The sequence below is a fragment of the Burkholderia sp. SRS-25 genome (assembly GCF_004343765.1).
Taxonomy (GTDB): domain Bacteria; phylum Pseudomonadota; class Gammaproteobacteria; order Burkholderiales; family Burkholderiaceae; genus Burkholderia; species Burkholderia contaminans.
Genome location: NZ_PTXM01000033.1, coordinates 36,260 through 60,756, shown reverse-complemented (window position 1 = coordinate 60,756; position 24,497 = coordinate 36,260). Strand labels below are relative to the sequence as shown.

General features: G+C 67.3%; 20 protein-coding genes. 9 read left to right on the top strand and 11 right to left on the bottom strand.

Translation table 11 applies throughout. The features are described 5' to 3' along the window. Positions 1-20: 20 nt before the first annotated feature. Positions 21-929, bottom strand: a complete 909-nt coding sequence (locus tag C5O79_RS34710; RefSeq protein WP_122476863.1) for a LysR family transcriptional regulator — start codon at positions 927-929, stop codon at positions 21-23. Positions 930-1,057: 128 nt separating this feature from the next. On the opposite strand from C5O79_RS34710, the gene metE reads away from it, so the two are divergent. Then, positions 1,058-3,352 carry a 5-methyltetrahydropteroyltriglutamate--homocysteine S-methyltransferase gene (gene metE / locus C5O79_RS34705; RefSeq protein WP_122476860.1) on the top strand — a complete coding sequence of 765 codons (2,295 nt, stop codon included), beginning with the start codon at positions 1,058-1,060 and terminating at the stop codon, positions 3,350-3,352. A gap of 89 nt (positions 3,353-3,441) precedes the next feature. Here metE and C5O79_RS34700 read toward each other — a convergent pair whose 3' ends face one another. The 3 genes from C5O79_RS34700 to speB form a co-directional block, all read right to left on the bottom strand. Further along, the gene (locus C5O79_RS34700) at positions 3,442-3,990 is read right to left on the bottom strand and encodes a hypothetical protein (RefSeq protein ID WP_226238295.1); all 549 of its coding nucleotides are present in this window, start codon (positions 3,988-3,990) and stop codon (positions 3,442-3,444) included. Between the two features lie 171 nt (positions 3,991-4,161). Continuing rightward, on the bottom strand, positions 4,162-5,487 hold the full coding sequence (locus C5O79_RS34695; protein ID WP_046549765.1) for an MFS transporter: 1,326 nt from the start codon (positions 5,485-5,487) through the stop codon (positions 4,162-4,164). Positions 5,488-5,541: 54 nt separating this feature from the next. Further along, positions 5,542-6,498 (bottom strand): agmatinase, encoded by a 957-nt coding sequence (gene speB / locus C5O79_RS34690; protein WP_047849445.1) that lies wholly within the window; start codon positions 6,496-6,498, stop codon positions 5,542-5,544. Positions 6,499-6,636: 138 nt separating this feature from the next. On the opposite strand from speB, the gene C5O79_RS34685 reads away from it, so the two are divergent. After that, positions 6,637-7,548 carry a LysR family transcriptional regulator gene (locus tag C5O79_RS34685; protein WP_046549796.1) on the top strand — a complete coding sequence of 304 codons (912 nt, stop codon included), beginning with the start codon at positions 6,637-6,639 and terminating at the stop codon, positions 7,546-7,548. A 131-nt stretch (positions 7,549-7,679) separates the two neighbouring features. On the opposite strand, the gene C5O79_RS34680 is transcribed toward C5O79_RS34685, so the two are convergent. Beyond that, positions 7,680-8,144: an Lrp/AsnC family transcriptional regulator gene (locus C5O79_RS34680; RefSeq protein ID WP_122476857.1), complete on the bottom strand. Its 465-nt coding sequence runs from the start codon at positions 8,142-8,144 to the stop codon at positions 7,680-7,682. Between the two features lie 134 nt (positions 8,145-8,278). Between C5O79_RS34680 and C5O79_RS34675 the strand changes: the two genes are divergently transcribed. The 3 genes from C5O79_RS34675 to C5O79_RS34665 all read left to right on the top strand — a co-directional run bounded on the left by C5O79_RS34675 (position 8,279) and on the right by C5O79_RS34665 (position 12,501). Then, a complete protein-coding gene (locus C5O79_RS34675) occupies positions 8,279-8,905 on the top strand; it encodes a LysE family translocator (protein ID WP_122476855.1) in 627 nt (208 codons plus the stop codon). Between the two features lie 248 nt (positions 8,906-9,153). Next, entirely contained in the window at positions 9,154-10,749 is a 1,596-nt protein-coding gene (locus C5O79_RS34670) for a S53 family peptidase (protein WP_122476853.1), read from the top strand. 75 nt (positions 10,750-10,824) lie between these two features. Next, positions 10,825-12,501: a peptidase S1 gene (locus C5O79_RS34665; protein ID WP_122477525.1), complete on the top strand. Its 1,677-nt coding sequence runs from the start codon at positions 10,825-10,827 to the stop codon at positions 12,499-12,501. A 75-nt stretch (positions 12,502-12,576) separates the two neighbouring features. Here C5O79_RS34665 and nadE read toward each other — a convergent pair whose 3' ends face one another. The 3 genes from nadE to C5O79_RS34650 all read right to left on the bottom strand — a co-directional run bounded on the left by nadE (position 12,577) and on the right by C5O79_RS34650 (position 14,901). After that, the gene (gene nadE, locus C5O79_RS34660; protein WP_039339729.1) at positions 12,577-13,425 is read right to left on the bottom strand and encodes an ammonia-dependent NAD(+) synthetase; all 849 of its coding nucleotides are present in this window, start codon (positions 13,423-13,425) and stop codon (positions 12,577-12,579) included. Between the two features lie 240 nt (positions 13,426-13,665). After that, positions 13,666-14,535 (bottom strand): DMT family transporter, encoded by an 870-nt coding sequence (locus C5O79_RS34655; RefSeq protein WP_122476850.1) that lies wholly within the window; start codon positions 14,533-14,535, stop codon positions 13,666-13,668. Positions 14,536-14,715: 180 nt separating this feature from the next. After that, complete coding sequence (locus C5O79_RS34650) at positions 14,716-14,901, bottom strand: hypothetical protein (protein WP_006480515.1); 186 nt, start codon at positions 14,899-14,901, stop codon at positions 14,716-14,718. 208 nt (positions 14,902-15,109) lie between these two features. Here C5O79_RS34650 and C5O79_RS34645 point away from each other — a divergent pair, with 208 nt between their 5' ends. Further along, positions 15,110-15,868: a DeoR/GlpR family DNA-binding transcription regulator gene (locus tag C5O79_RS34645; protein WP_122476848.1), complete on the top strand. Its 759-nt coding sequence runs from the start codon at positions 15,110-15,112 to the stop codon at positions 15,866-15,868. 105 nt (positions 15,869-15,973) lie between these two features. Continuing rightward, positions 15,974-17,755, top strand: coding sequence for a phospholipase D-like domain-containing protein (locus tag C5O79_RS34640; protein ID WP_122476845.1), 1,782 nt, complete (start codon positions 15,974-15,976; stop codon positions 17,753-17,755). 75 nt (positions 17,756-17,830) lie between these two features. On the opposite strand, the gene C5O79_RS34635 is transcribed toward C5O79_RS34640, so the two are convergent. The 3 genes from C5O79_RS34635 to C5O79_RS34625 form a co-directional block, all read right to left on the bottom strand. Then, entirely contained in the window at positions 17,831-18,505 is a 675-nt protein-coding gene (locus C5O79_RS34635; protein WP_039339701.1) for a TetR family transcriptional regulator, read from the bottom strand. Positions 18,506-18,621: 116 nt separating this feature from the next. Further along, the gene (locus tag C5O79_RS34630) at positions 18,622-19,890 is read right to left on the bottom strand and encodes an FAD-binding oxidoreductase (protein ID WP_122476843.1); all 1,269 of its coding nucleotides are present in this window, start codon (positions 19,888-19,890) and stop codon (positions 18,622-18,624) included. A gap of 156 nt (positions 19,891-20,046) precedes the next feature. After that, positions 20,047-21,627 (bottom strand): amino acid permease, encoded by a 1,581-nt coding sequence (locus tag C5O79_RS34625; RefSeq protein WP_046549756.1) that lies wholly within the window; start codon positions 21,625-21,627, stop codon positions 20,047-20,049. A 632-nt stretch (positions 21,628-22,259) separates the two neighbouring features. Here C5O79_RS34625 and C5O79_RS34620 point away from each other — a divergent pair. Together C5O79_RS34620 and C5O79_RS34615 are read left to right on the top strand one after the other, a co-directional pair. Further along, entirely contained in the window at positions 22,260-23,771 is a 1,512-nt protein-coding gene (locus tag C5O79_RS34620) for an aldehyde dehydrogenase family protein (RefSeq protein ID WP_039339689.1), read from the top strand. 163 nt (positions 23,772-23,934) lie between these two features. Continuing rightward, complete coding sequence (locus C5O79_RS34615) at positions 23,935-24,429, top strand: hypothetical protein (protein ID WP_082139589.1); 495 nt, start codon at positions 23,935-23,937, stop codon at positions 24,427-24,429. The last annotated feature ends 68 nt before the right edge of the window (positions 24,430-24,497 follow it).

Genomic DNA, 24,497 nt, shown 5'->3' with positions numbered 1-24,497 from the left:
GCAAGCGCAACGGAGCGCGCCTAGCGCAGCATGCGTGGCGCGCTCCATGTCGATTCGCGCGCCAGCGCGACGAACGCGGCCAGATAGTCGACCGACGCATCCGCGTCGCGGATGCCGAGGAAGATCTGCTTCGCGATTCCCTTCTTGCCCAGCTTGACCGGCACGACCGGCATCCGGTCCGCGTATTCGTCGGCAAGCCATCTCGGCAGCGCGGCGACGCCGCGCTCGCTCGCCACCATCTGCAGCATGATGTCGGTCGTTTCGATCGACTTGTGCCGCCTCGGCACGATGCCGGCCGGCGTCAGGAACTGGTTGTAGATGTCGAGCCGGTCCGTTTCGACCGGGTAGGTGATCAGGATCTCGTCGGTCAGCTGCTCTGGCGTCACATAGTCGGCGTTCGCGAACCGGTGTGAATCGGCGACCACCAGCACCTGCTCGTAGTCGAACACGGGATCGAAGCGCAGGCCCGGCTTGTTCAGCGGATCGGGCGTCACGAGCACGTCGATGTCGTAGCCGAACAGCGCGCCGATGCCGCCGAACTGGAAGCGCTGCTTCACGTCTACGTCGACGTCGGGCCAGCGCGACAGGTACGGCGACACGACCTTCAGCAGCCACTGGTAGCACGGGTGGCACTCCATCCCGATGCGCAGCGTGCCGCGCTCGCCCTTTGCGTACTGCTTCATCCGCTCCTCGGCGAGCTCGAACTGCGGCAGCAGCCGATGCGCCAGCTTCAGCAGATACTGCCCGCCCTGCGTGAGCCGCAGGCCGCGACCCTCCCGATCCCAGATCGGTGTGCCGAGCTGCTGCTCGATTTTCCGGACGGTATGGCTGAGCGCCGATTGCGTGAGGTGCAGCGCGTTGGCGGCCGCGGTCAGCGAGCCTTGACGCTCGACCTCACGAATGACGACGAGATGGAATCGTTCCAGCATGGATATCGCTCGCGCAACAGATACATGAACAGTATTAATGGATGAATGAAATAATGCCATTTTATTTCATGTGTTGAAATCCCTATCATGGCTGCCGGACATTCAATTTCCCTTCTGGACGGCAGCTCATGGTCACGACACACAACCTCGGTTTTCCGCGCATCGGCGCGAAGCGCGAACTCAAGTTCGGTCTCGAACGCTACTGGAAAGGTGAATCGTCACGCGACGAGCTGAGGGCGCTTGGCGCCGAGTTGCGCCAGCGTCACTGGAACGATCAGCGCGGCCTGGACCTGGCGCCGATCGGCGACTTCGCGTTCTACGATCAGGTGCTGGACATGAGCTTCACGCTCGGCAACCTGCCGAAGCGCGTGCAGGGTTTCCACGGCGACGGGCTCGACAACTATTTCCGTGTCGCGCGCGGCCGTTCGGCGCAGTCGGCGGACGCGCATGCCGCGTGCTGCGGCGGCGTCGCGGCCGGTGAAATGACGAAGTGGTTCGATACGAACTACCACTACATCGTGCCGGAATTCCACGCGGACACGAACTTCTCACTCGATCCGTCGCGCCTGCTCCAACAACTGGCGGAAGCGCAGGCGCAAGGCGTGGCCGCGAAGCCGGTGATCCTCGGCCCCGTCACGTATCTGTGGCTCGGCAAGGCGAAGGACGATTCCGACCGCCTCGCGCTGCTGCCGAAGCTGCTGCCGGTGTACGGCGCGCTGCTCGACACGCTGACCGCACAGGGCGTCGAATGGGTGCAGATCGACGAGCCGATCCTCGTCACCGAACTCGATGCCGAGTGGCAACAAGCCTTCGAGACCGCGTACGCCGCGCTCGAAACGCGTCGCATCAAGGTGCTGCTCGCGACGTACTTCGGCCAACTGCAGGGCAATCTGGCGCTCGCGAGTTCGCTGTCGGTCGACGGCCTGCATGTCGATGCGATCAGCGCACGCGACGAAGTCGCCGCGCTGGTGCGTGAACTGCCGGCCGGGCGCGTGCTGTCGGTGGGCGCGATCAACGGCCGCAACATCTGGAAGACCGACCTGAACGCGACGCTCGACTGGCTCGAGCCGCTCGCGAAGCAACTGGGCGATCGCCTGTGGCTCGCGCCGTCGTGCTCGCTGCTGCACGTGCCGATCGATCTCGCGAGCGAGGAGAAGCTCGATGCGGAAATCCGTTCATGGCTCGCGTTCGCGCTGCAGAAGCTCGACGAGCTGAAGGTACTCGCGACCGCACTGAACGAAGGCCGCGACGTGGTGGCCGATGCGCTGGCCGCGAACGCCGCCGCGATTCATTCGCGTCGCCATTCGCCGCGCGTGAACAACCCGGTGGTGAAGGCCGCGATCGCCCGGATCGATGCGCAGCTCGGCAACCGCGTGAGCCCCTATACGGAGCGCGCGCCGAAGCAGTCGGCACGCCTGAACCTGCCGGCGTTCCCGACGACGACGATCGGTTCGTTCCCGCAGACCGGCGAAATCCGCCAGGCCCGCAGCCAGTTCAAGGCTGGTACGCTGGATGAAGCCGGCTACCGCGCGGCGATGCAGGCCGAGATCGAGCGCAGCGTCCGCGAGCAGGAATCGCTCGAACTCGACGTGCTCGTGCACGGCGAAGCCGAGCGCAACGACATGGTCGAATACTTCGGCGAGCAGCTCGACGGCTACGCGTTCAGCCAGTTCGGCTGGGTGCAGTCGTACGGTTCGCGCTGCGTGAAGCCGCCGATCCTGTTCGGCGACATCAGCCGCCGGAAGGCGATGACGGTCGAATGGATCACGTACGCGCAGTCGCTGACGAACAAGCCGATGAAGGGCATGCTGACCGGCCCGGTGACGATCCTGAACTGGTCGTTCGTGCGCGACGACCAGCCGCGCTCGGTGTCGTGCTACCAGCTTGCGCTGGCGATCCGTGAAGAAGTGCTCGATCTCGAGAAGGCCGGCGTGCGCGTGATCCAGATCGACGAGGCTGCGCTGCGCGAAGGGCTGCCGCTGCGCCGCGCTCAGTGGGACGAGTACCTGAAGTGGGCGGTCGAATCGTTCCGCATCACCGCGAACGGCGTACAGGACGATACGCAGATCCACACGCACATGTGCTATTCGGAGTTCAACGACATCATCGCGTCGATCGCCGACATGGATGCGGACGTGATCACGATCGAGACGTCGCGCTCGGACATGGAGCTGCTCGATGCGTTCGACGATTTCAAGTATCCGAACGAAATCGGGCCGGGCGTGTACGACATTCATTCGCCGAACATCCCGACGCAGGAGCACATCGTCGGCCTGATGAAGAAGGCGGCCGAGCGGATTCCGGCGGAACGCCTGTGGGTGAACCCGGACTGCGGGCTGAAGACGCGCCAGTGGGCGGAAGTGATTCCGGCGCTGACGAACATGGTCGCCGCCGCGAAAACGCTGCGCAACCCGGTGCAATAACGCGCGACGGTCGCGTGCCGGCCGCGGCGATCGATGATCGGGCGGGGCGGCCGGCGGCGTGATTCATTCCGTGACGGGCTGGCCCCGTGTCACGGGCAATGCGCGATGATCGATGCACCGCGCGCGCGGCGCGTCGGCCGGATCGGCACGATCGAATCGGCGTCGGTCAGTACGGTCAGCATCGCGCCGTACGTGTTGAGCGCGATGATCGGCAGGAAGCCGACCAGCGAGACGATCGCGATCAGCTTGCCGAGGCCCGGCATGAGTGACGTGCCGACGTCGTTCATCGCGACCAGCGCATCGGCCGCGTGCAGCTTCTGCGCGAGCCACGTGCCGAGGCCGATCATCCAGGTGCCCGATAGCGACGCGCCGGCGAAGATCACTGCGATCAGCTTTGCACGGTTCGGGTTTTTCGCAGATAACGCGAATGGTCCGACACATACGGTGCATACGAAATGTTGTAGCTCGAAGCCGATCGAGATCGTGAAGAAATGGAAGTTGCCGAGGAACCAGAACGGCCCCTGGCTCGCGAGTTTCGCGTGGCGCTCGTGTTCGGGAATGTAGTCGATCGAGTGGTGCTCGATCGCGAGGCCAGCCGATTCGGTGCGGCCGAGATCGAGGGTGTCCGGGCGGGGCATGATGGCTTGTCTCCTTGGTCGTGCGCGGTTCGGCAGTGCGACCGCGTGCGCCGGCCTGCCGCGACGCCTTCGTGGCAAGCGATGAATGGATTGGAGCGGGAGGCGGTGCGACGCACCGCCGGGGCGCGCAATGAAAAACGGGCAGGCGAGGTGCCTGCCCGTTGCGGGACGTTACGCGGCGCGTACGCCGCGCGGCAGTGTTTCTTCCGTCCGGTTCGCGGACCCCGCATCGTCGATGCTGACGCGGCGCGAGATCAGCCACACGCACAACGACGACAGGATCGCGGCGCTCGTGTACTGGAGCGCGAGCGGCCACCATTGCGGTGCGGTGTTCTGCGCGATGATGGTCGCGACGAGCGGCGTGAGGCCGCCCGCGAGCGCGCCGCACACCTGATACGCAATCGAAATCGCCGTGTAGCGGATGCGTGCGACGAAGATGCCGCTGACGAAGCCCGCGACCACCGAGTAGTAGCCCGATTCCGCGAGCGTCGCGAGGCCGACGCCGACCGTGATCGACAGCGGCGTGCCCATGTGAACGAGCGGCAGCATGACGAACGGGACGATCGCGGCCCATGCGCCGGTGATCAGCAGCACGCGCGTGGTGCCGAAGCGCTGCGCGAGGAACGCGGCCGCGAGCTGCACGACGAACTGCAGCACGGCGACGATCGTCATGCAATGCAGCACCATCGACCGGTCGAGCGACAGGAACTGCGTCGCGTAGCTGATCATGAAGATGTTGCTGAAATACACGCCGGCGATGCCGTACACGTTCGCACCGATCGCGAGCAGCAGCAGCGGCCAGTACTTGAGCGCTTCGCGCAGCGGTTTCTGCGCGATGTTGCCGCTCTTCTTGACTTCCTCGAACTCGGGCGATTCCGACACGCTCGCGCGGATCACGAAGCCGACGATCAGCAGTACGGAGCTTGCCAGGAACGGCACGCGCCAGCCCCAGCTCATCATGTCGTCCTTCGACAGCGTGCTGATCGCGCCGAATGCGAGCATCGACAGGATCAGGCCGCTCGCGCTGCCGAGCTGCGCGAACGACGCGAAGAACGTGCGCTTGCCTTCCGGCGCGTGCTCGCCGGCGAGCAGCACCGCGCCGCCCCATTCGCCGCCGACCGCGATGCCTTGCAGCACGCGCATCAGCACGAGCAGGATGGGGGCGATCACACCGGCTTGCGCATGAGTCGGCAGCAGGCCGATCGCGACGGTCGACACGGCCATCAGCATCAGCGTCGCGAGCAGCGAGCGCTTGCGGCCGAAGCGGTCGCCGAGGTAGCCGAACATCACGCCGCCGAGCGGCCGCGCGAAGAAGCCGACCGCGAACGAGCCGAACGACGCGAGCAGGCTGATGAAGCGGTTTTCGCCGGGGAAGAACAGCGGCCCGAACACGATGGCGGCGGCGGTCGCGTAGCTATAGAAGTCGTACCACTCGATCGTGGTGCCGACGAACGACGCGAGCGCCGCCCGCTTGGGTTGCTTGACGGAAGTCCCCATCTTGATTCGTGCTCCTCTGAATTCTCTGATTTGGAATAGATGTCGGCGCGGGGATCAGTCGCGGTATGCGACGCCCGGCAGCACGCACAGCAGCTCGTACGCGAGGTTCGCGCCGAGCAGCGCCGTGGTGCCGAACGGGTCGTACGGCGGCGCGACTTCGACGAGGTCGCAGCCGACGATGTTCAACCCCTTCGCGCCGCGGATGATCTCGAGCGCCTGCGGCACCGTGAGGCCCGCGATTTCCGGCGTGCCGGTGCCCGGTGCGTAGGCCGGGTCGATGCCGTCGATGTCGAAAGTGATGTAGACGGGCGTGTCGCCGATGCGCGCGCGCACTTCTTCCATCAGCGGCGCGAGCGACTTGTTCCAGCATTCCTCGGCCTGGACGACGCGGAAGCCCTGCTCGCGGCACCAGTCGAAATCCTCGGCGGCGTAGCCCGTGCCGCGCAGGCCGATCTGCGTGACCTTGTCGCCGTGCAGCAGGCCTTCCTCGACCGCGCGGCGGAACGGCGTGCCGTGCGCGATCTTTTCGCCCATCATCGTGTCGTTCACGTCGGCGTGTGCATCGACGTGGATCAATGCAACCTTGCCGTGCTTGCGGTGGATCGCGCGCAGGATCGGCAGCGCGATCGTATGGTCGCCGCCGAGCGTGATCGGCTTGCAGTCGTGCTCGAGAATCGCGTCGTACGCGGCTTCGATGCGTGCGATGGAATCGTGCAGGTTGTACGGATTGATCGCGACGTCGCCGACGTCGGCGATCTGCAGCGAGTCGAACGGTGCCGCGCGCGTGGCCATGTTGTACGGGCGCAGCAGCACGGATTCGGTTCGGATCTGGCGCGGGCCGAAGCGCGCGCCGGTGCGGTTGGAGGTGCCGAGATCGAACGGCACGCCGACGAAACAGGCGTCGAGGCCTTCGGCGCTCGCCACGTGCGGCAGGCGCATCATCGTCGCGATGCCGCCGCAGCGCGGCATTTCATTGCCGCCGAGCGGCTGGAAATGGGTGTGGTCGTTCATGGGCTGTCTCTTCCGATGTGGGGTGCCGTATCATGCGACGCGGCTTGGCGCACAGTTTTACGCGCTCCGCCGGGAAAGAAGAATGCGAAGATATCGACGTAAACATCGATTTTCATCGATGTATGGAAGGGGATGAGCGTGCTGGGGAATCTGTCGACCCTCGATCTGCGGTTGATCCGCGTATTTCTCGCGGTCACGGAAGCGGGCGGCGTATCGGCCGCGCAGGCCGTGCTGAACGTCGGGCAATCGACGATCAGTGCGCAGCTGTCGTCGCTCGAGACGCGGCTCGGCTACCGGCTCTGCGAGCGCGGCCGCAGCGGTTTCCGGCTCACGCCGAAGGGCGAGCGGTTTCACGCGATGAGCCGCAAGCTGCTCGCGGCGCTCGACGAATTCGGGATGGCCGCGCGGCACATGGACCGCCAGCTGGTCGGCACGCTGCACATCGGCCTGATCGGCCACACACCGGTGAGCCAGAACGCACGGATCGCCGAGGCGATCGCCGCGTTCCGCACCCGCGACGAGGCCGTGCGTTTCTCGATTTCCGTGCGCGCGCCGGGCGATCTCGAGGAGAAGCTGCTGAGCGACGAGATCCAGATCGCGGTCGGCTACTTCTGGCACCGGGTGCCGACGCTGCACTACACGCCGCTGTTCATCGAGCGCCAGGTGGCGTACTGCGGGCGCGGCCATCCGCTGTTCGACGGCGCCGGCGCGCTGACGCCGGCCGACGTCGCGGGCTTCGAATGGGCGTGGCGCTCGTATCCGCTGCCCGAAGCGCAGATGTCGACGACGCCCGACCGCGTGACCGCGACCGCCGACAACATGGAGGCCGTTGCGCTGCTGATCCTGTCCGGCCACCACCTCGGCTATCTGCCGCAGCACTTCGCGGCACCGTACGTCGCGCAAGGGCTGCTCACGCCGCTCAATCCGGAGCAGCTGCGCTACGACGTGACGTTCCACATGGTCGTCGCGCGCAACGGGCGCGGCAATCCGCTCGTGGAAGCGTTTCTCGAGGATCTCGAACACGCGCACCAGCCGCCCGACCTCGCGTAGGCCGCCGGCTTCAACAACGTGAACGAGTGTTTCGGCGGCACGGCTCGACCCAACGCGGCCCACATCGATCGGCATCGAAGTGACGAACCGGGCGACGCGTTCGGCTTGCGCGTGCCGTCCGCCCGCCGGCATCAAGGCATCGGCAGCCCCGCGTCATGCTTGACCTCGCGCAGCGACAGCGCGGATTCGATCGACGTCACGCCCGGCAGCATCCGCAGCGACTCGCGCAGGAACGTGCCGTAGTCGTCGAGATCGCGCGCCACGACCTGCAGCAGATAGTCGGCCGTGCCCGCCACGTTGTGGCACGCGAGGATCCGCTCGATGCCGAGCACCTCCCGCTCGAAGCGGTCGGCGGTCTTGCGATCGTGCGTCGCGAACCGCACGAGCACGAACGCGACGACACCGAAACCGAGCGCCTGGCGCGACAGCTGCGCGCGATAGCGCTCGATGTAGCCGTCGTTTTCGAGACGCTTCAGGCGCCGCGCGCACGGGGTCTCGGAGAGGCCTACGGAATCGGCGAGGCGCGCGATCGGCAGGCGGCCGTCGCGCTGCACCGCGGCAAGGATGGCGCGGTCGGTTTTATCGAGTTCGGTCATGTTGGCGGAATCCGTTTGTGGATTCAGTAATTGTGGCGGATTCCCCTACTGATCGCCAATCCTGAACCAAAGATGGCCAATAATCCCTCGCACTCCGGCGGCAACATATCGCCGTAGGAGGAGAGGGGCAGACCATGATTTCCACGCATTTGCTGTTGATTTATCTCGCCGCGCTGGCGGCCATTTACGCGGTGCCGGGGCCGGACATGGCGCTGGTGCTGCAGACCAGCATCGGCCGCGGCGTGCGGCCGGGGATGGCGGCGGCCGCCGGCCTGTCGCTCGCGCGCACCGCGCACGTGACGCTGTCGGCCTGCGGCGTCGCGGCGCTGATCCGCAGCGCGCCGTGGCTGTACGAAGTGATCCGCTACGGCGGCGCGCTCTATCTCGCCTATGTCGCGATCCAGGTGTTCCGTTCGCCCGTGTTCGCGCTCGGCGACGGCGATGCTGCAGCGACGGCGGGCGAGCTGAGCCAGTCGTTCGTGAAGGGCCTGCTCACCAACCTGTTGAACCCGAAGGCGCTGCTGTTCTGCTCGGTGCTGCTGCCGCAGTTCGTGCGTCCCGAGGCCGGGCCGGTCGTGCTGCAGATGTTCGAGCTGGGCGCGCTGCTGGTGGCGGCCGGCGTGTGCTTCGACCTCGCGTGCGTGTTCGGCGCGTCGCGGATCGCCGCGTGGATGCGCGCGCACCCGCTCGCGCAGACGGTGCAGCGCTGGACGTTTTCCGCGGCGCTGATCGGCTTTGCGCTGCGCCTGTCGATGGACTGAGTGCCGATGCGGCGGCGCGCCGGCGCAGGTTGCGCGGCGCGTCGCCGCGCCCGAGGCAGGCCGCGCACAACGCCGGCCCGCGCGTGCGCCCCGTCGCAGAAGGGCGTGCGCGCAAATCGTCTGACTGTTCTAAACTCCCTGTTACTTCGCGCTGCGCGAACCCGACCGACCGAACGGAACCGTCTCCCGCCGGCCCTGTCCGATTTCCTGGCTGTTCCGTGCAACGCGGTACCAAGGAGGGTCTGAACATGGCAAGGCATCTTCACGCCGACCGTGAACCCCGAATCGTCGCCGAGTCCAAGTGCCTCGGCCCGTGCGATCCGGCAGAACGCATCCACGTCACGATCATGTTGCGGCGGCAGGAAGAAGGGCAACTCGATACGCTGCTTCACCAGCTCGCCACCGGCGACGCGCAAGCGAAACCGGTGTCGCGCGCAACTTTCGCGCAACGCTTTTCCGCCGATCCCGACGACATTCGCAAGGCCGAGGACTTCGCACGTCGTCACCAGCTGACGGTCGATCGCGTCGATCCCGTTGAAAGCGTCGTCGTGCTGTCCGGCACGATCCAGCAGTTCGAGGCGGCATTCAGCGTCAAGCTCGAGCGCTTCGAGCACAAGTCGATCGGCCAGTATCGCGGCCGCTCCGGCCCGATCGCGCTGCCCGACGATCTCGGCGACGCCATCACGGCCGTGCTCGGCCTCGACAGCCGTCCGCAGGCGCGGCCGCACTTCCGGCTGCGACCGCCGTTCAAGCCCGCGCGCGGCGGCGTGGCAGGCGTCACGTTCACCCCGATCCAGCTGGCATCGCTGTACGGCTTCCCGGCCGGCGACGGCGACGGGCAATGCATCGCGATCGTCGAGCTCGGCGGCGGCTACCGCGCGGCCGACATCCAGCAGTATTTCCGTGGGCTCGGCATCACGACGCCGCCGACGCTCGTCGACGTGAACGTCGGCACCGGCCGCAACACGCCGACCGGCGACCCGAGCGGTCCGGACGGTGAAGTCGCGCTCGACATCGAGATCGCCGGCGCGATCGCGCCCGCCGCGAAGATTGCCGTCTACTTCGCGCCGAACAGCGACGCGGGCTTCATCCAGGCCGTCAACGCGGCCGTGAACGACACGACCAACAAGCCGTCGGTGATCTCGATCAGCTGGGGCGGCCCGGAGGCGATCTGGCAAGCGCAGTCCGCGCAGGCGTTCAACCGCGTGCTGCAGGCGGCGGCCGCGCAGGGCATCACGGTGTGCGCGGCATCGGGCGACAGCGGTTCGGGCGACGGGCTGCAGGACGGCGCCGATCATGTCGACTTCCCGGCATCGAGCCCGTACGTGCTCGGCTGCGGCGGCACGCAGCTCGATGCGCTGCCTGGGCAGGGCATCCGCAGCGAGGTCACGTGGAACGACGAGGCGGCCGGCGGCGGCGCGGGCGGGGGCGGCGTCAGCACGCTGTTCGACCTGCCTGCGTGGCAGCAGGGGCTGAAACTCACGCGCGCCGACGGCAGCAGCACACCGCTCGCGAAGCGCGGCGTGCCGGATGTGGCGGGCGATGCGTCGCCGCAGACCGGCTACGAAGTGTCGATCGCGGGCACGGCCACGGTGATGGGCGGCACGAGCGCAGTCGCGCCGCTGTGGGCTGCGCTGATTGCACGGATCAATGCGGCGGCGGGCGGTGCGACTGCCGGCTGGATCAATCCGGTGCTCTACAAGAATCCGGGTGCGCTGCGCGACATCACGCAAGGATCGAACGGTACGTACGCGGCCGCGCAGGGCTGGGATGCGTGCACGGGCCTCGGCAGCCCGAACGGCGCGCAGCTCGCCGCGATCCTGACGCGCAAGCCGTCGAGCTGACGGCCGCGGTACACGTCTTTCCGTATGGCGCGGGCTTCCTGCCCGCGCCTTGTTCTCACCTCCAGGAGCAGCATGATGGGCATCGATTCCGCATCTTCCGGCGGCGTGTATCCGCTGCATCACGGCGACCACAACTCGCATGGCGTGCCGCCGACCGTCAACCCGGTCGCGCTCAGTCATGGCCGCGACCAGCCGTTCTTCGATCCGGTCGCGTACGGCAACGGTCCCGACGACTCGGTAACCGACACGACCGAGGCGGCCGCGATCACGCATCACACGATCCTGATCGACGGGAAGCGCATCGCGTACACGGCGACGGCCGGCCACCTCGTGACGGTCGACCCGAGCAGTTCGCAGCCGGCCGCGAAGCTCTTCTACGTTGCATTCACGGCCGACGGCGCGAAGGAAGAAACGCGTCCCGTGACTTTCTTTTATAACGGCGGCCCGGGCTCGTCATCGGTGTTCGTGCTGCTGGGGTCGTTCGCGCCGAAGCGCATCAAGACGTCGATGCCGGGGTTCACGCCGCCCGCGCCGTACCAGATCGAAGACAATCCGGACAGCATGATCGACCATAGCGATCTGGTGTTCATCAACCCGGTCGGCACCGGCTATTCGGCGGCGGTCGCGCCGAACAAGAATCGCAACTTCTGGGGCGTCGACCAGGATGCGGATTCGCTGAAGCAGTTCATCAAGCGCTACCTGACGAAGAACAACCGCTGGAATTCGCCGAAATACCTGTTCGGCGAATCGTACGGCACCGCGCGCAGCTGCGTGCTCGCGTACAAGCTGCATGAGGACGGTGTCGACCTGAACGGCGTCACGCTGCAATCGTCGATCCTCGACTACCGGCAGGCCGGCAACCCGGTCGGCGCGCTGCCCACCGCGGCGGCCGATGCGTGGTATCACAAGAAACTCGGCGTCACGCCGGCGCCGACCGATCTCGGCGCGTTCGTCGAGGAAGTCGCGCAGTTCGCGCGCACCGACTACCTGACCGCATTGCGCAACGTGCCGCATGCCGACCCGGCCGCCGTGAAGAAGCTGTCGCAATACACGGGTATCGACGCGGCGACGCTGCAGACGTGGGGGCTCGACATTGCGGGTTACAACGCGCGCGGCAATTCGCTGTTCCTGACGACGTTGCTGCAGGCACAGGGGCTGGCGCTCGGTTCGTACGACGGCCGCGTGACCGGGATCTCGTCGGGCATCGCCGGCAAGATCGACCCGAACTCCGGCGGCAACGATCCGACGATGACGGCCGTGACGGGCGTCTATACGGCGATGTGGAACAGCTACCTGAACGAGCAGTTGAAGTTCACGTCGAGTTCCGCGTTCACCGACCTGAACGACCAGGCGTTCCAGAACTGGGATTTCCACCACATCGACCCGACCGGCGCGCAGCAGGGCATCGACGCGCAGGGGAACGTGATCCTCTATACGGCCGGCGATCTCGCGGCGGTGATGGCGTTGAACGTCGACCTGAAGGTGCTGTCGGCGAACGGCCTCTACGATTTCGTCACGCCGTTCTACCAGACCGTGATCGACCTGCAGCAGATGCCGCTCGACGATCAGAAGGTGCGGCAGAACCTGTCCGCGCGTTTCTATCCGTCGGGGCACATGGTGTATCTCGACGGCGGCTCGCGCACCGCGCTCAAGCGCGATCTCGCGGCGATGTACGACGCGACGGTCAGCGATACGGGCGCACGGATGCGGATTCGCGCACTGCAGGCGACGAAGAAGGGCGGGCACGCGTAGCGGCGCCCGTCGGCAGGACGCCGCGCGCAGCCGTGACGGTGCGCGCGGCGTTGTTTTTCAGCGTGGGCGGCTGGCTTATGCGGCCGGCCAGTCGAACATCGTGTACGGCAGCGCGCGCTTGTGGCGCGACGCGTCGTAGAAGCGCAGCACCGTTTCGTATACGTGGTCGGCGACGGGCTTGCCTTCGAGGAAGTCGTCGATCTCGTCGTAGGTGACGCCGTACGCATGCTCGTCGGGGCGCAGCGGACGCAGTTCCTCGAGGTCGGCCGTCGGCACCTTCATCACGATCAGTTCGTCGCCGCCAAGCGCACGGGCCACCGCACGCACGCGACGCTTGTTCAGCCCCGCGAGCGGCAGGATGTCCGCGCCGCCGTCACCGAACTTCGTGAAGAAACCCATCAGCGACTCGGCCGCGTGATCGGTGCCGATCACGATGCCGCGCCGCGCACCGGCCACCGCATATTGCGCGATCATGCGCTCGCGCGCCTTGACGTTGCCGTGCACGAAGTCCTGCTGCGCCGGCGTCTCGAATGCATGGCCGGACGCGACCAGCGCGCCGAGCATCGCGTCGGCGGCCGGCTTCACGTTGACGGTCAGTTCCTCGTCCGCGCGGACGAACGCGAGCGCGCGCTGCGCATCGGCTTCGTCGTTCTGCACGCCGTTCGGCAAGCGCATCGCGATGAAGCGGGCGTCGTAGCCACCGGCGCGCAGCTTTTCGACCGACAGCTGTGCGAGCCGGCCGGCCGTCGACGAATCGACGCCGCCGCTGATGCCGAGCACGTAAGTCCGCAGGCCGGTCGAACGAAGGTATTGCGCGAGGAACTCGACACGGCGGGCAATCTCGGCCTCGGCGTCGAAGTGCGTGGCGACGTTCAGTTCGGCAATGATCGCGCGTTGGCGGCTGGCGTAATCGGCGGATGTCATGAAGAAAGTTCCGGAACGAAATCAAGGCGCCCATCATAAGCGCAATCGCGGCGCGGCGCCGCGCCGGGCGTGCGATCCGGCGATTTCGCGTTGCTTCGGCGAGACGGGCTGCGTCGCCGTGGTGCACGGTGCGCCGGCCGGGTGCAACGATGCCGCGTAACGGGTGTTCGCACGGCCGGCATTCGATGCGCGTGGCGGCCGGCGTGCATGCACCCGCGACCGCGCACACGGGCGGGCACGTCAGCGCCGCGCGAGCACGACGCCCACCAGCGCGAGCGCGAAGCCGGCGAGCTGGATCGCCGCGAGCGTCTCGCCGAACAGCCAGTAGCCCTGCAGTGCCGCCAGCGGCGGCGCGAGAAACAGCAGCGACGTCGCGCGTGCGGCATTGCCGCGCCGTAGCATCCACATCAGCATCGTGACCGCGCCGCCGGACAGGAACACGACACCCCACACGAGCGACACCCACAGCGCCGGTGCGCCGATCCAGCGCGTCTCGTGCAGCAGCGCGACGAAGACGGCCGCGACGATCGCCGCACCGAAGTTCTGGATGGCCACCGCCGTGCGCAGGTCGCTCTGCGCGAGCTTGCCTTTCTGGTACAGCGAGCCGGCGGTGATCGACCCGACCGCGAGCACCGAGACGGCGACGACGAGCCACGCCGGCGCGGCGCCCGGCGGCGGCGCCACACCGCCCATGACCTTCGGCGCCAGCACGAGTGCGACGCCGGCAAGCCCGAGCGCCATCCCGACCCAGCCGCGCGCGGGCAGGCGCTCGTTGAACAGCGGGACGGCGAGCACGGCGGTGACGAGCGGTTGCAGCGCGCCGAGCAGCGCCATGACGCCGGCGTTCAGCCCTTGCGCGACGGCCCAGTAGCTCGCGCCGAGATAGACGCCCTGCAGCAGCGCGCCCGCGATCAGGTGGCGTGGCCATTCGCGCCGGGCCGGCCACGGCGCGCGAGAAACGAGCGCCACCGCGCCGAACAGTGCGGCCGTGCCCGCGAAACGCGCGAGCAGGAACAGGTTGGGATCGGCGTAGGGCTTGATTGCCCGCGCAACGATGAAGCCGGTGGACCAGAGGGCGACGAAAGCGGCGGCGACGAGCGAGGTCAGCATGCGTGGCGGGCCGCGACGCGGCCGGACGGAATCGTGAAGTCCGCCAGTATCGGGGGAAGCGATGCGGGCGTCTTGTCGAATCCTGCACTCATGCTGCGTGCCGCGCAGGCGGTTGCCTGTGCCGGGAGAGGCGGGGCGCCGCCCCGGGATGCGGCGCGGGCGAGCGTGAGGCCGCGGGGATCAGTCGATCGAGAACGTGTCGAGCGGCTGGTTGGCGCGTGCGTCGGTCGCGAAGCGCGCGGCGAGCTGTTCGTAGAGCCGGCGGGCCTCGTCGAGCGTCAGGTCGATCCAGTACGGATCGCCGGCCGCGTCGTTGAGACGTTCGGGCGGAAACTGGATTTCGATCACACTGCCTTTGCGGTACATGGCGCGAGCCCCTTTGCTTGGTCTGTCGTTCGGCGAAGCGCAAAGTGTAGCAACGGGCGCCGCGCCGATTCGCGCGCATCAGGCAATACAGAATTTCGCTTTCGTGAAACGCGGCCCGGCGGGTTTCCCGGCGCAGTCAAATGCCCGTCAAACGGCCGTAATACAATGGTCGGCTTAGCCATTACCAGTCGCCTCGGGCGCACACGCGATGCTGGCGGAACAACGTCATCAATTCATCCTGTCGGAACTCGGACGGTCGGGCGCATTGTCGGTCGCGGAACTCGTCCGCTCGCTCGACGTGTCGCGCGAGACCGTGCGGCGCGACCTGAACGCACTGGCCGCACGCGGCCTGCTCGTGATGACGCACGGCGGCGCGCTGGCCGCGGATCGCCGCGAGCCGAGCCTGTCCGAGCGCGAAGCCGCGAACGCGGAAGCGAAGCGCACGATCGGGCGGCGCGCAGCCGAGTTCGTGCCCGACGATGCATCGGTGCTGATCGATTCGGGCAGCACGCCGCATGCGGTGGCGCTCGCGCTCGCCGACCGGCATCGGCTGTCGATCTACACGAACGACTGGCGCACCGCGTTCGTGCTCGCGCGGCGCAACGGCAACCGCGTGACGCTGCTCGGCGGCGAGCTGTCCGACGACGAAGATGCGACCTTCGGCCTCGACACGATCCAGCAGCTCGCGCAATACCACGTCGATTTCGCGTTCGTCGGCGCCGGCGGCATCACGCCCGACGGCGAATGCACCGACTACTCGCGGCTCGCGGCAGAGGTGCGCAGCCGGATGATCGCGGCGGCCGGCACCGCGATCATCGTCGCCGACCATTCGAAATTCGGCCGCGTGACGCCGGTGCGGATCAACGGCACGGCCGCCGCCCGCTATCTCGTGACCGAGCGGGCGCCCGACAAGGCCGTGCGCCGTGCGCTGACCGCGCGCGGCATCGAGCTGCTCGTGTGCGACTGACGCGCGTCCGACATACAAGGTTCATCGAACCGTCATCCGCAGGGAAGAACTGCCGTCAAGACTGACCCATTCACCTCGACCGGCCGCCAGGCCAGGGAGCAACGAATGACCGTCAGCGTGCGCAGCTATCTTTCCCCCACCTTGGTCCTGCTGGCCTTCGACTGGCCCGACGCGGCGTCGCGGTCCGATTTCCTCGGCTTCGCGATCCGGCGCACGCCGGGCTTCTGGTCGGCCGACGGCAAGACGCGCGCGCCCGACAGCTGGCTGCCGAACCGCCTGACGTTCGATGGCCCGGCCGCGCACACGCAGGGCGATGCGCCGACCGACCAGGCGCCGATCCAGAAATTCATGTGGTGGGACGCGCGCATCGATCCGCAGGATCGCGGTGCGGCGTTCCGCTACGACGTGTATCCGGTCGTCGGCACGCCGGCGAACCTGCAGGTGCTCGACGCGCAAGCCGGCGTGTGCGATGTCGTGCTGCCCGCGCACATCGAGGACGGCATCGGCACGTGGTTCAACCGCGCGGTGGTCAGCTCGCAGGCCTTCGCGAAGCAGGTGGCGGCGCTGGGCCTCGCGCCGAATGCGGCGCCGAGCGCCGCGCAGGCGCTGAAGCTGCGTACGTGGCTCGCGAACGACATGGAGCAGGTGTTCGCCGAGATGCTCGACCCCGCGTCGCGCGCGGCATCGGCCGTCTATCACCTGACCGACACGCTGTGGGCGTTGCCCGCGTTCGAAGCGTTCGGGCGCCAGCACGGCGAAGCGTCGCTCGCGATCGTCTACGACGCGCACACGACGGCGCGCAAGGGCAAGCCACCGCTGCCGTCGCCGAACCAGCCGGCCGTCGACGCGCTGCAGGGCCTCGCGACGCTCGCGCCGCGCGACAAGACGCACATCATGCACGACAAGTTCATCGTGACCGATGCGTCGTCGAGCGCGGTGCCCACGCGCGTGCTGACCGGCTCCGCGAACTTCACGACCGAGGGGCTCACGGAGCAGGCGAACGTGTTGCACGCGTTCGATTCGCCCGCGCTCGCCGCGCTGTACAACGATCGTGCGCATGCGCTGGCCGGGAATCCGTCGATCGCGGACACGGCGAAGCTGTCGCCGGGCTGGTCGGCGCCGATGACGATCGGCCGTGCGCAGGTGCGGCTCGCGTTTTCGCCGGAGCCGGCGGGGCAGCGCACCGAGATCGACACGATCGTCGCCGCGATCGCGGCCGCGAAGCATTCGGTGTGCTTCTGCCTGTTCATGCCGACCGACGCGGCGCTGCGCGACGCGTGTTTCGCGGCCGGCGACCGCGGGCTGATGATGTTCGGGCTGGTGAACAAGATCAACGTGGGCAGCGCGACGAAGGCCGACGCCGGCCAGCAGGCGGGCCAGACGCTCGATGCCGCGACGCTCGCGAACCTCGAGCTGTATCACCGCAACCGCGACAACCACGACGTGATCGACGCCGAGTACTTCTCGCCAGCCACCGTGCCGCAGGGTTTCGAGCCGGAATTGCGGTTGTTTCCGGGTGAACCGGCACCCGCCTTCCCGCCCGTCGTGATCCATCACAAGTTCATCGTGATCGATGCGGAGGGCGCGAATCCCGTCATCTATACGGGTTCGGCGAACATGAGCCGCAACTCGGAGCAGTACAACGACGAGAACCTGCTCGAGATCCGCGACCAGCGGATCGCGGCGATCTATCTCGCGGAATTCCTGCGGCTTTACGAGCACTATCGCACGCGGGCATTGACGATCAATGCGAAGCAGCACGGCACGGGCGCGCATGCGCAGCTCGCGCTTGCGCCCGATTCGAGCTGGGCGAAGAAGTATTACGTGGCGGGAAGCCCGGAAGAGAAGGCGCGGATCGCACTGGCGTCGACCGCGCCGACGGATTGACCCACGAGAGAATGACGGGCGCGGAGGTCGCGCGCCCGGCGTGAGTCCGGCAGGGAAACCGGCTGCTGCCGCTGCTTACGCGGCGACGTAGCGCAGCACGGCGTCGGCAATCGTGTCCCGGTGCCGTGCGCGCAGGCGCGGCGCCGACGGATCGCGGCCGAATGCGGCGCCGAACGTGTAGCGGTTCGACACGCGGTGGAAGCAGAACGAGCTGATCAGCAGGTGCAGGTCGAACGCGTCGATGTCCTTGCGGAACGCGCCGCTCGCCGCGCCGCGCTCGACCAGTTCCTCGAGCGTCTTGATGATGCTGACGTTGCGGTTCTTGAACGACTTCAGCTGTTCGAGATACTTCGCGCCGTGGATGTTCTCGATCGACACGAGGCGAACGAAGTCGCGATGCTTGTCGTGATAGTCGAACGTGAATTCGACGAGGCGGCGCATGCCCTCGCGCGGCTCCATGTCGCCGACGTGCAGCTCCTGCTCGAGCGCGCGGATATCGCCGTACACCTTCTCCAGCACGGCCTCGTACAAGCCTTCCTTGCTTTCGAAGTAGTAGTAGAGCATGCGCTTCGTCGTGTTCGTGCGCTCGGCGATGGCATCGACGCGCGCGCCGGCGAGGCCCATCGCGGAGAATTCCTGCGTGGCGACGTCGAGGATGTTGCGCTTGGTTTGCTCGGGATCGTATTTGCGCCGCGCATCGGACGGAAGCGCGCGGGTGTCGGGCGTGGCGGCCTTGCTTCCTGCTTTCATGTGGACTTATTGTGGCTTCGGCGGCTTGGAAAAGCCATTCTAGCATGTGGGAAATCACCGCCCGGCAGACCTTCCGCTCTAATCGGCAGGGCGGTTTCGGCCGCCGTGGCCGCCGCTCAGCGGCGGCAGGACGCGAGCGCGTCGCGGGCCTGGTACGCCGTGTACGTGAGCTGGGCGGCAGCGAGGCCCGCCAGCCCGAACGTGCGCGTGAGCCCGAACGCGTTGAAGCCTTCCGGCACCGGCCGGCCTTCGGCCAGCGTGGCCGCGAGCACTTCGCCGGCAACCGTGGTCGGCGCCATCCCGTGGCCGCCGAACGCGATCGCGTGCCACACGCCGTCCGCGTCGCGGCCAATCTGCGGCATTTTGTGCCGCGCATAGCTCATCAGCCCGCCCCACGCGTAGTCGACCTTCACGCCTTCCAGTTGCGGATACACGCGCAGCAGGTCGCGCCGCAGCAGGCGCGCGATCGCATCGGGGCCGCGGTCGAGCACGGAGATCCGGCCGCCCCACAGGATGCGCGTGTCCTTCAGCGGACGGTAATAGTCGAACGCGAAACGGGTGTCGTAGATCGGGTACGGCGCGTCGATCGCGTCCGGCAGGCGCGCGCCGAGCGGTTCGGTCGCGATCACGTAGGTCGCGATCGGCAGCACCGCGCGCTCGATGCGCGGCGACACGCCGCGCGCGTAGCCGCCGCCCGCGAACACGACGTCCTTCGCGCGCACCGTGCCCTGCGCCGTGCGCACGACGTACCCGGCACCTTCTCGCGCAATGCCGAGCGCGGCCGAGCGTTCGTACACGCGCGCGCCGCCGCGCGATGCGGCCGCCGCGACGCCGAGCACGTACTTGAGCGGATGGAAGTGGAAGGCGTTCGGCTCGAACAGGCCGCCGTAATAGCGCTGCGTCTTCAACCGCTTGCGCAGCGCGTCCGTCGAAACGGGTTCCCAGTCGACGCCGAGTTCGTCCTTCATCAGCGTGCGCACGCTGTCGAGCCGGGACGGATCGTCGAACCAGTTCGCCAGCATCACGCCCTGGTCGACGATGTCGCAGTCGATGCCGTAGCGCGCGATCCGCGCGCGGATCAGGTCGACCGCGTCGACGGTGAGCCGGTACAGCCGGCGCCCTTCGTCGCGGCCGAGCGTGCGCAGCAGGTCGGCGTTGTCGAGGCTGTAGCCGCCGAAGACGAAGCCGCCGTTGCGGCCCGATGCGCCGAAGCCGACCCGTTCGCTGTCGAGCACGACGACGTCACGCACGCCGCGCTCGACGAGGCCGAGCGCCGTGCACAGGCCGGCGAGGCCGCCGCCGACGATGCAGACCTGCGTGTCGATCGTGCCGGTCAGTTGCGGGTAGGGCTGGCGGGTAACGGTGGCTTCGTAGAAGTTCTGCATGCGATTTCGTTGACTTTTGACGGCGGAAAAACAGACGGCGCGCGTCGATCTTGCCTGAACGTGCGCGCCGCGTCGAATGGCGGTTGTCCGGGCGCCGGCCGCCGCACTCGCGTGGCGGCCGGCGCGGTCCGGGGTGATCCGGGCCGAGCCGCGCGATCAGGCGCCCGGCGTCGGGTTGGCCGGGCGGGCGACGTAGCCCGCGTAGCCGGGTTCAGCTTGGGCGGCGGGTTCGGGCGTCGCGTTGCGTTCGATCCATGGTGCGATCTCCATGTCTTCGTAGCGCACGAGGCGGCATTTGCGCACGATCGCGTAGCCGAGCCAGATCGCGAGGAAGAACGGCAGGCCGATGTAGGTCGCGGCGACGCCGACCCAGTCGATCTTGTCGGAGAGGAACGCCTGGTAATCCTGGCCGAGCGCGATAACCGCGCATAGCGCGAACGCGAACAGCGGGCCGAACGGGAACCACTTCGACCGGTACGGCAGCTGGTCGAGCCGGTAGCCCTGCTTCAGGAAGCCCTTGCGGAAGCGGTAGTGGCTGACCGCGATGCCGAGCCACGTGATGAAGCCGGCCATGCCCGACGTGTTCAGCAGCCACAGGTACACGGTCTTGTCGCCGTACAGCGACGTGAGGAAGCACAAGGCGCCGACGGCCGTCGTCGCGTACAGCGCGTTGCGCGGCACGCCGCCGCGCGACAGCTTCGCGAAGATCCTGGGCGCACGGCCTTCGACGGCGAGGTTGTAGAGCATCCGCGTGGACGCATACATGCCCGAGTTGCCGGCCGACAGCACGGCCGTCAGGATCACCGCGTTCATCACGCCGGCCGCGAACGCGAGGCCCGCGTGGCGGAACACGAGCGTGAACGGGCTCACGCCGATGTCGGTCACGTCGCTCTTCAGCAGGCTCGGGTCGGTATAGGGAATCAGCACGCCGATCACGAAGATCGCCAGCACGTAGAACAGCAGGATGCGCCAGAAGATCTGGCTCACCGCGCGCGGAATCGTCGTGCGCGGATTTTCCGATTCGCCGGCCGCGACGCCGATCATTTCGGTGCCCTGGAACGAGAAGCCCGCGATCATCGCGACGCCGAGCATCGTCGCCCAGCCGCCGGCGAACGGCGCGTCGCCGATCGTGAAGTTGCTCCAGCCCGCGCTCGGGCCGCCCTGCATGATCCCGAAGATCATCATCAGCCCGACGCCGACGAACGCGAGCACCGTCAGCACCTTGATCAGCGCGAACCAGTATTCGGCTTCCCCGAAGCCGCGCACCGACAGCGCGTTGAGCGCGAAGATCAGCGTGAGGAACAGCGCGCTCCACCAGACGCCCGGCACATGCGGGAACCAGTAGTTCATCACGAGTTGTCCGGCGACGAGCTCGACGGCCAATGTCACGGCCCAGCTGTACCAGTAGTTCCAGCCGAGTGCGAAGCCGAAGCCTTCATCGACGAACTTCGCGCCGTAGGTCGCGAACGAGCCCGACACGGGCATGAACGCGGCCATCTCGCCGAGGCTCGTCATCAGGAAATAGACCATCAGGCCGATCACCATGTACGCGAGCATTGCGCCGCCGGGGCCGGCCTGCGAGATCGACGCGCCGGATGCGACGAACAGGCCCGTGCCGATCGAGCCGCCGATCGCGATCATCCGCAGATGGCGTGCCTGCAGTGCACGGTGGAGGGACGGCTTCGCCGGCGGCGAGCCGGAGGGGCGGGGCGAATCGGGGCGGGCATCTGAATGCATGGCGGGCGCTGGGCACTGTCTCCGGGATTGTTTTTCGGTGACGAAGCGCGACGCGTTGCCGGCCGCGGGCCGGGCAGCGGTGATGCGGTGCTGAAACGGACCGGATGAACCGGGCCGCGATGCGTGCGCCTTCGTCTGTCGTCCGACAGCCGTGATGGCGGCCGGCGGCGCGCCGGGTGCGTTGCACCTCGACGTCGCAACGATTGTGTGTGCCCCGTGCGCGGGCGGCAAACGATATTTCCGAACAGGGTGATGCGGGTTTGTCATCAACTTGTTCCCCGTCACGACGTGGCGAATGGCTTGGTCACGGGCCTTGGACAAGTCCCATATCCGCGACGAAACGCACTGTGTCATCCCGCCCGGGTGTTGCGTTTTCGGAATGAAGTCGTGAGTTAATATCAATAGCGGCCCGACTTGTGGCCACCGACAATGTGTTTCATGGATCGTGCCCTGCGAGGCGGGAGCGCGCCGTCCGGCGGGCTTCCGGCGGCGGCGCAGCGCGATGCGCCGCACGGCGCACCGGGCCTGCCGCGCGGCGCATCCGCTTGCACAGGGCGCGCGAACGCGCTCCAATCGAATCACGCGGGCGGCGTTGCCGCCGCACCGATCAATCTGTCCCTGAAGAGGAAGTGATGCAATTCAACGACATTCTTGCCGCGCTCGATATCGATCTCGCCCAGTGGAAAGGCAATGCGCTGACCGCGCGTTCGCCGCTCGACGGCGCGACGCTCGCGACGCTGGCCGTCGACACGCCCGCCGACGCCGAGCGCAAGATCGACGCCGCGCACGACGCATTCCTCAAGTGGCGCACGGTGCCGGCGCCGGTGCGCGGCGAACTCGTGCGCGTGTTCGGCAACGTGCTGCGCGAGCACAAGGCCGAGCTCGGCCGTCTCGTCACGCTCGAAGCCGGCAAGATCACGTCGGAAGGCCTCGGCGAAGTGCAGGAAATGATCGACATCTGCGATTTCGCGGTCGGTCTGTCGCGCCAGCTTTACGGCCTCACGATCGCCTCCGAGCGCCCGGGCCACCGGATGATGGAAACGTGGCACCCGATCGGCGTGTGCGGTGTGATCTCGGCGTTCAACTTCCCGGTCGCGGTGTGGGCGTGGAATGCGGCGCTCGCATTCGTGTGCGGCGATTCGGTCGTGTGGAAGCCGTCCGAGAAGACGCCGCTCACCGCGATCGCATGCCACGTGCTGCTGCAGAAGGCGATCCGCGAATTCGAGAAGACCCACCCGGGCGTCGCGCCGGCGGAACTGAGCCAGCTGGTGCTCGGCATGCGCGATGTCGGCGAGGTGCTGACGGCGTCGAAGAAGGTGCCGGTGGTCAGCGCGACGGGCAGCGTGCGGATGGGCCAGGAAGTCGCGAAGGTGCTGAGCCAGCGTCTCGCGCGCGGCATCCTCGAACTCGGCGGCAACAACGGGATGATCGTCGCGCCGAGCGCCGATCTGGATCTCGTGGTGCGCGCCGTCACGTTCGCGGCGGTCGGCACGGCCGGCCAGCGCTGCACGACGCTGCGCCGCCTGATCGTGCATCGCAGCCTGGTCGACCAGCTGCTGCCGCGCATCGAGAAGGCCTACACGTCGGTGAAGGTCGGCAACCCGCTTGAAGAAGGCACGCTGGTCGGCCCGCTGGTCGATCGCGCGTCGTTCGACGCGATGCAGAAGGCGCTGGGCGATGCACGCGAGCAGGGCGGTGAAGTGAAGGGCGGCGAGCGCGTCGACGTCGGCCACGCGGATGCGTACTACGTGCGTCCGGCCATCGTGCGGATGCCGAAGCAATCGGCGGTGGTCGAGCGCGAGACGTTCGCACCGATCCTGTACGTGATGGTCTACGACAACTTCGACGACGCCATCGAACTGCACAACGCGGTGCCGCAAGGCCTGTCGTCGGCGATCTTCACGAACGACATGCGCGAGGCCGAGCAGTTCATGTCGGCAGCGGGCAGCGACTGCGGGATCGTCAACGTGAACATCGGCACGAGCGGCGCGGAGATCGGCGGCGCGTTCGGCGGCGAGAAGGAAACGGGCGGCGGCCGCGAGTCGGGTTCGGATGCGTGGAAGGCCTACATGCGCCGCGCGACGAACACGATCAACTACAGCCGTCAGCTGCCGCTGGCGCAGGGCGTGAAGTTCGACGTTTGATGCGGAGCGCCCGGGAGGGCGCTGCGTAGAGGGAGAAAGGGCCGGCTGCCGCGTTGCGGTGCCGGCTCTTTATGTTTGGAGCTGGGAATACGGTATCGTGTGCGTAGGCGTCGATTGGGGCGATTGGCGCGGGTGATTAATCGATGACCGGCCGGGAACGCGTATGGGCGACACGTCGACAGACTCTTTCTCGGGCAAAACGGATCAGCCGGCCCCGGTTGATGGTACCGAGATCGTGAACGGAAAAGAGCTTCTCGAGAGGCTGGCGATGTTGTCGCCGGTCGGGATGCAAGTCTATGCGTCTTCGTGTTTGCGTCGCTATTGCGACGCAAACGGGTTTTCGCACGCGGCCATCGACGCGCTTCTCGCTCATCTCGATTCCATCGCTGTCGCCGGAAGCTTGCCCGAGTGGGAGTGCAGCGGAGCTTTGCTCGAACTCAACGGCAGAGGCGATCCCGTTCCGGCAGGAATCGAATCGGCACTGCCGGAGGGCGAGTTGCAAAGATTCATGACGTTGGTCGAAGCCGTCGTCGAAGTCGGGATCGTCGATTTGTACGGCACGAGAACCGATCAGCCGCTGGCCTTTCTTCGCAAGACCATCGCCGTCCTGGAGCAGGGCGAGATTCCCTTGCCGCCATTGACGAATGCGTCAGGTTGATTGGCATCCGGCCAAATACCGGCAAACCAACCGCAGGCGAGCGGGACGATATCGCGAACCTTCGCACC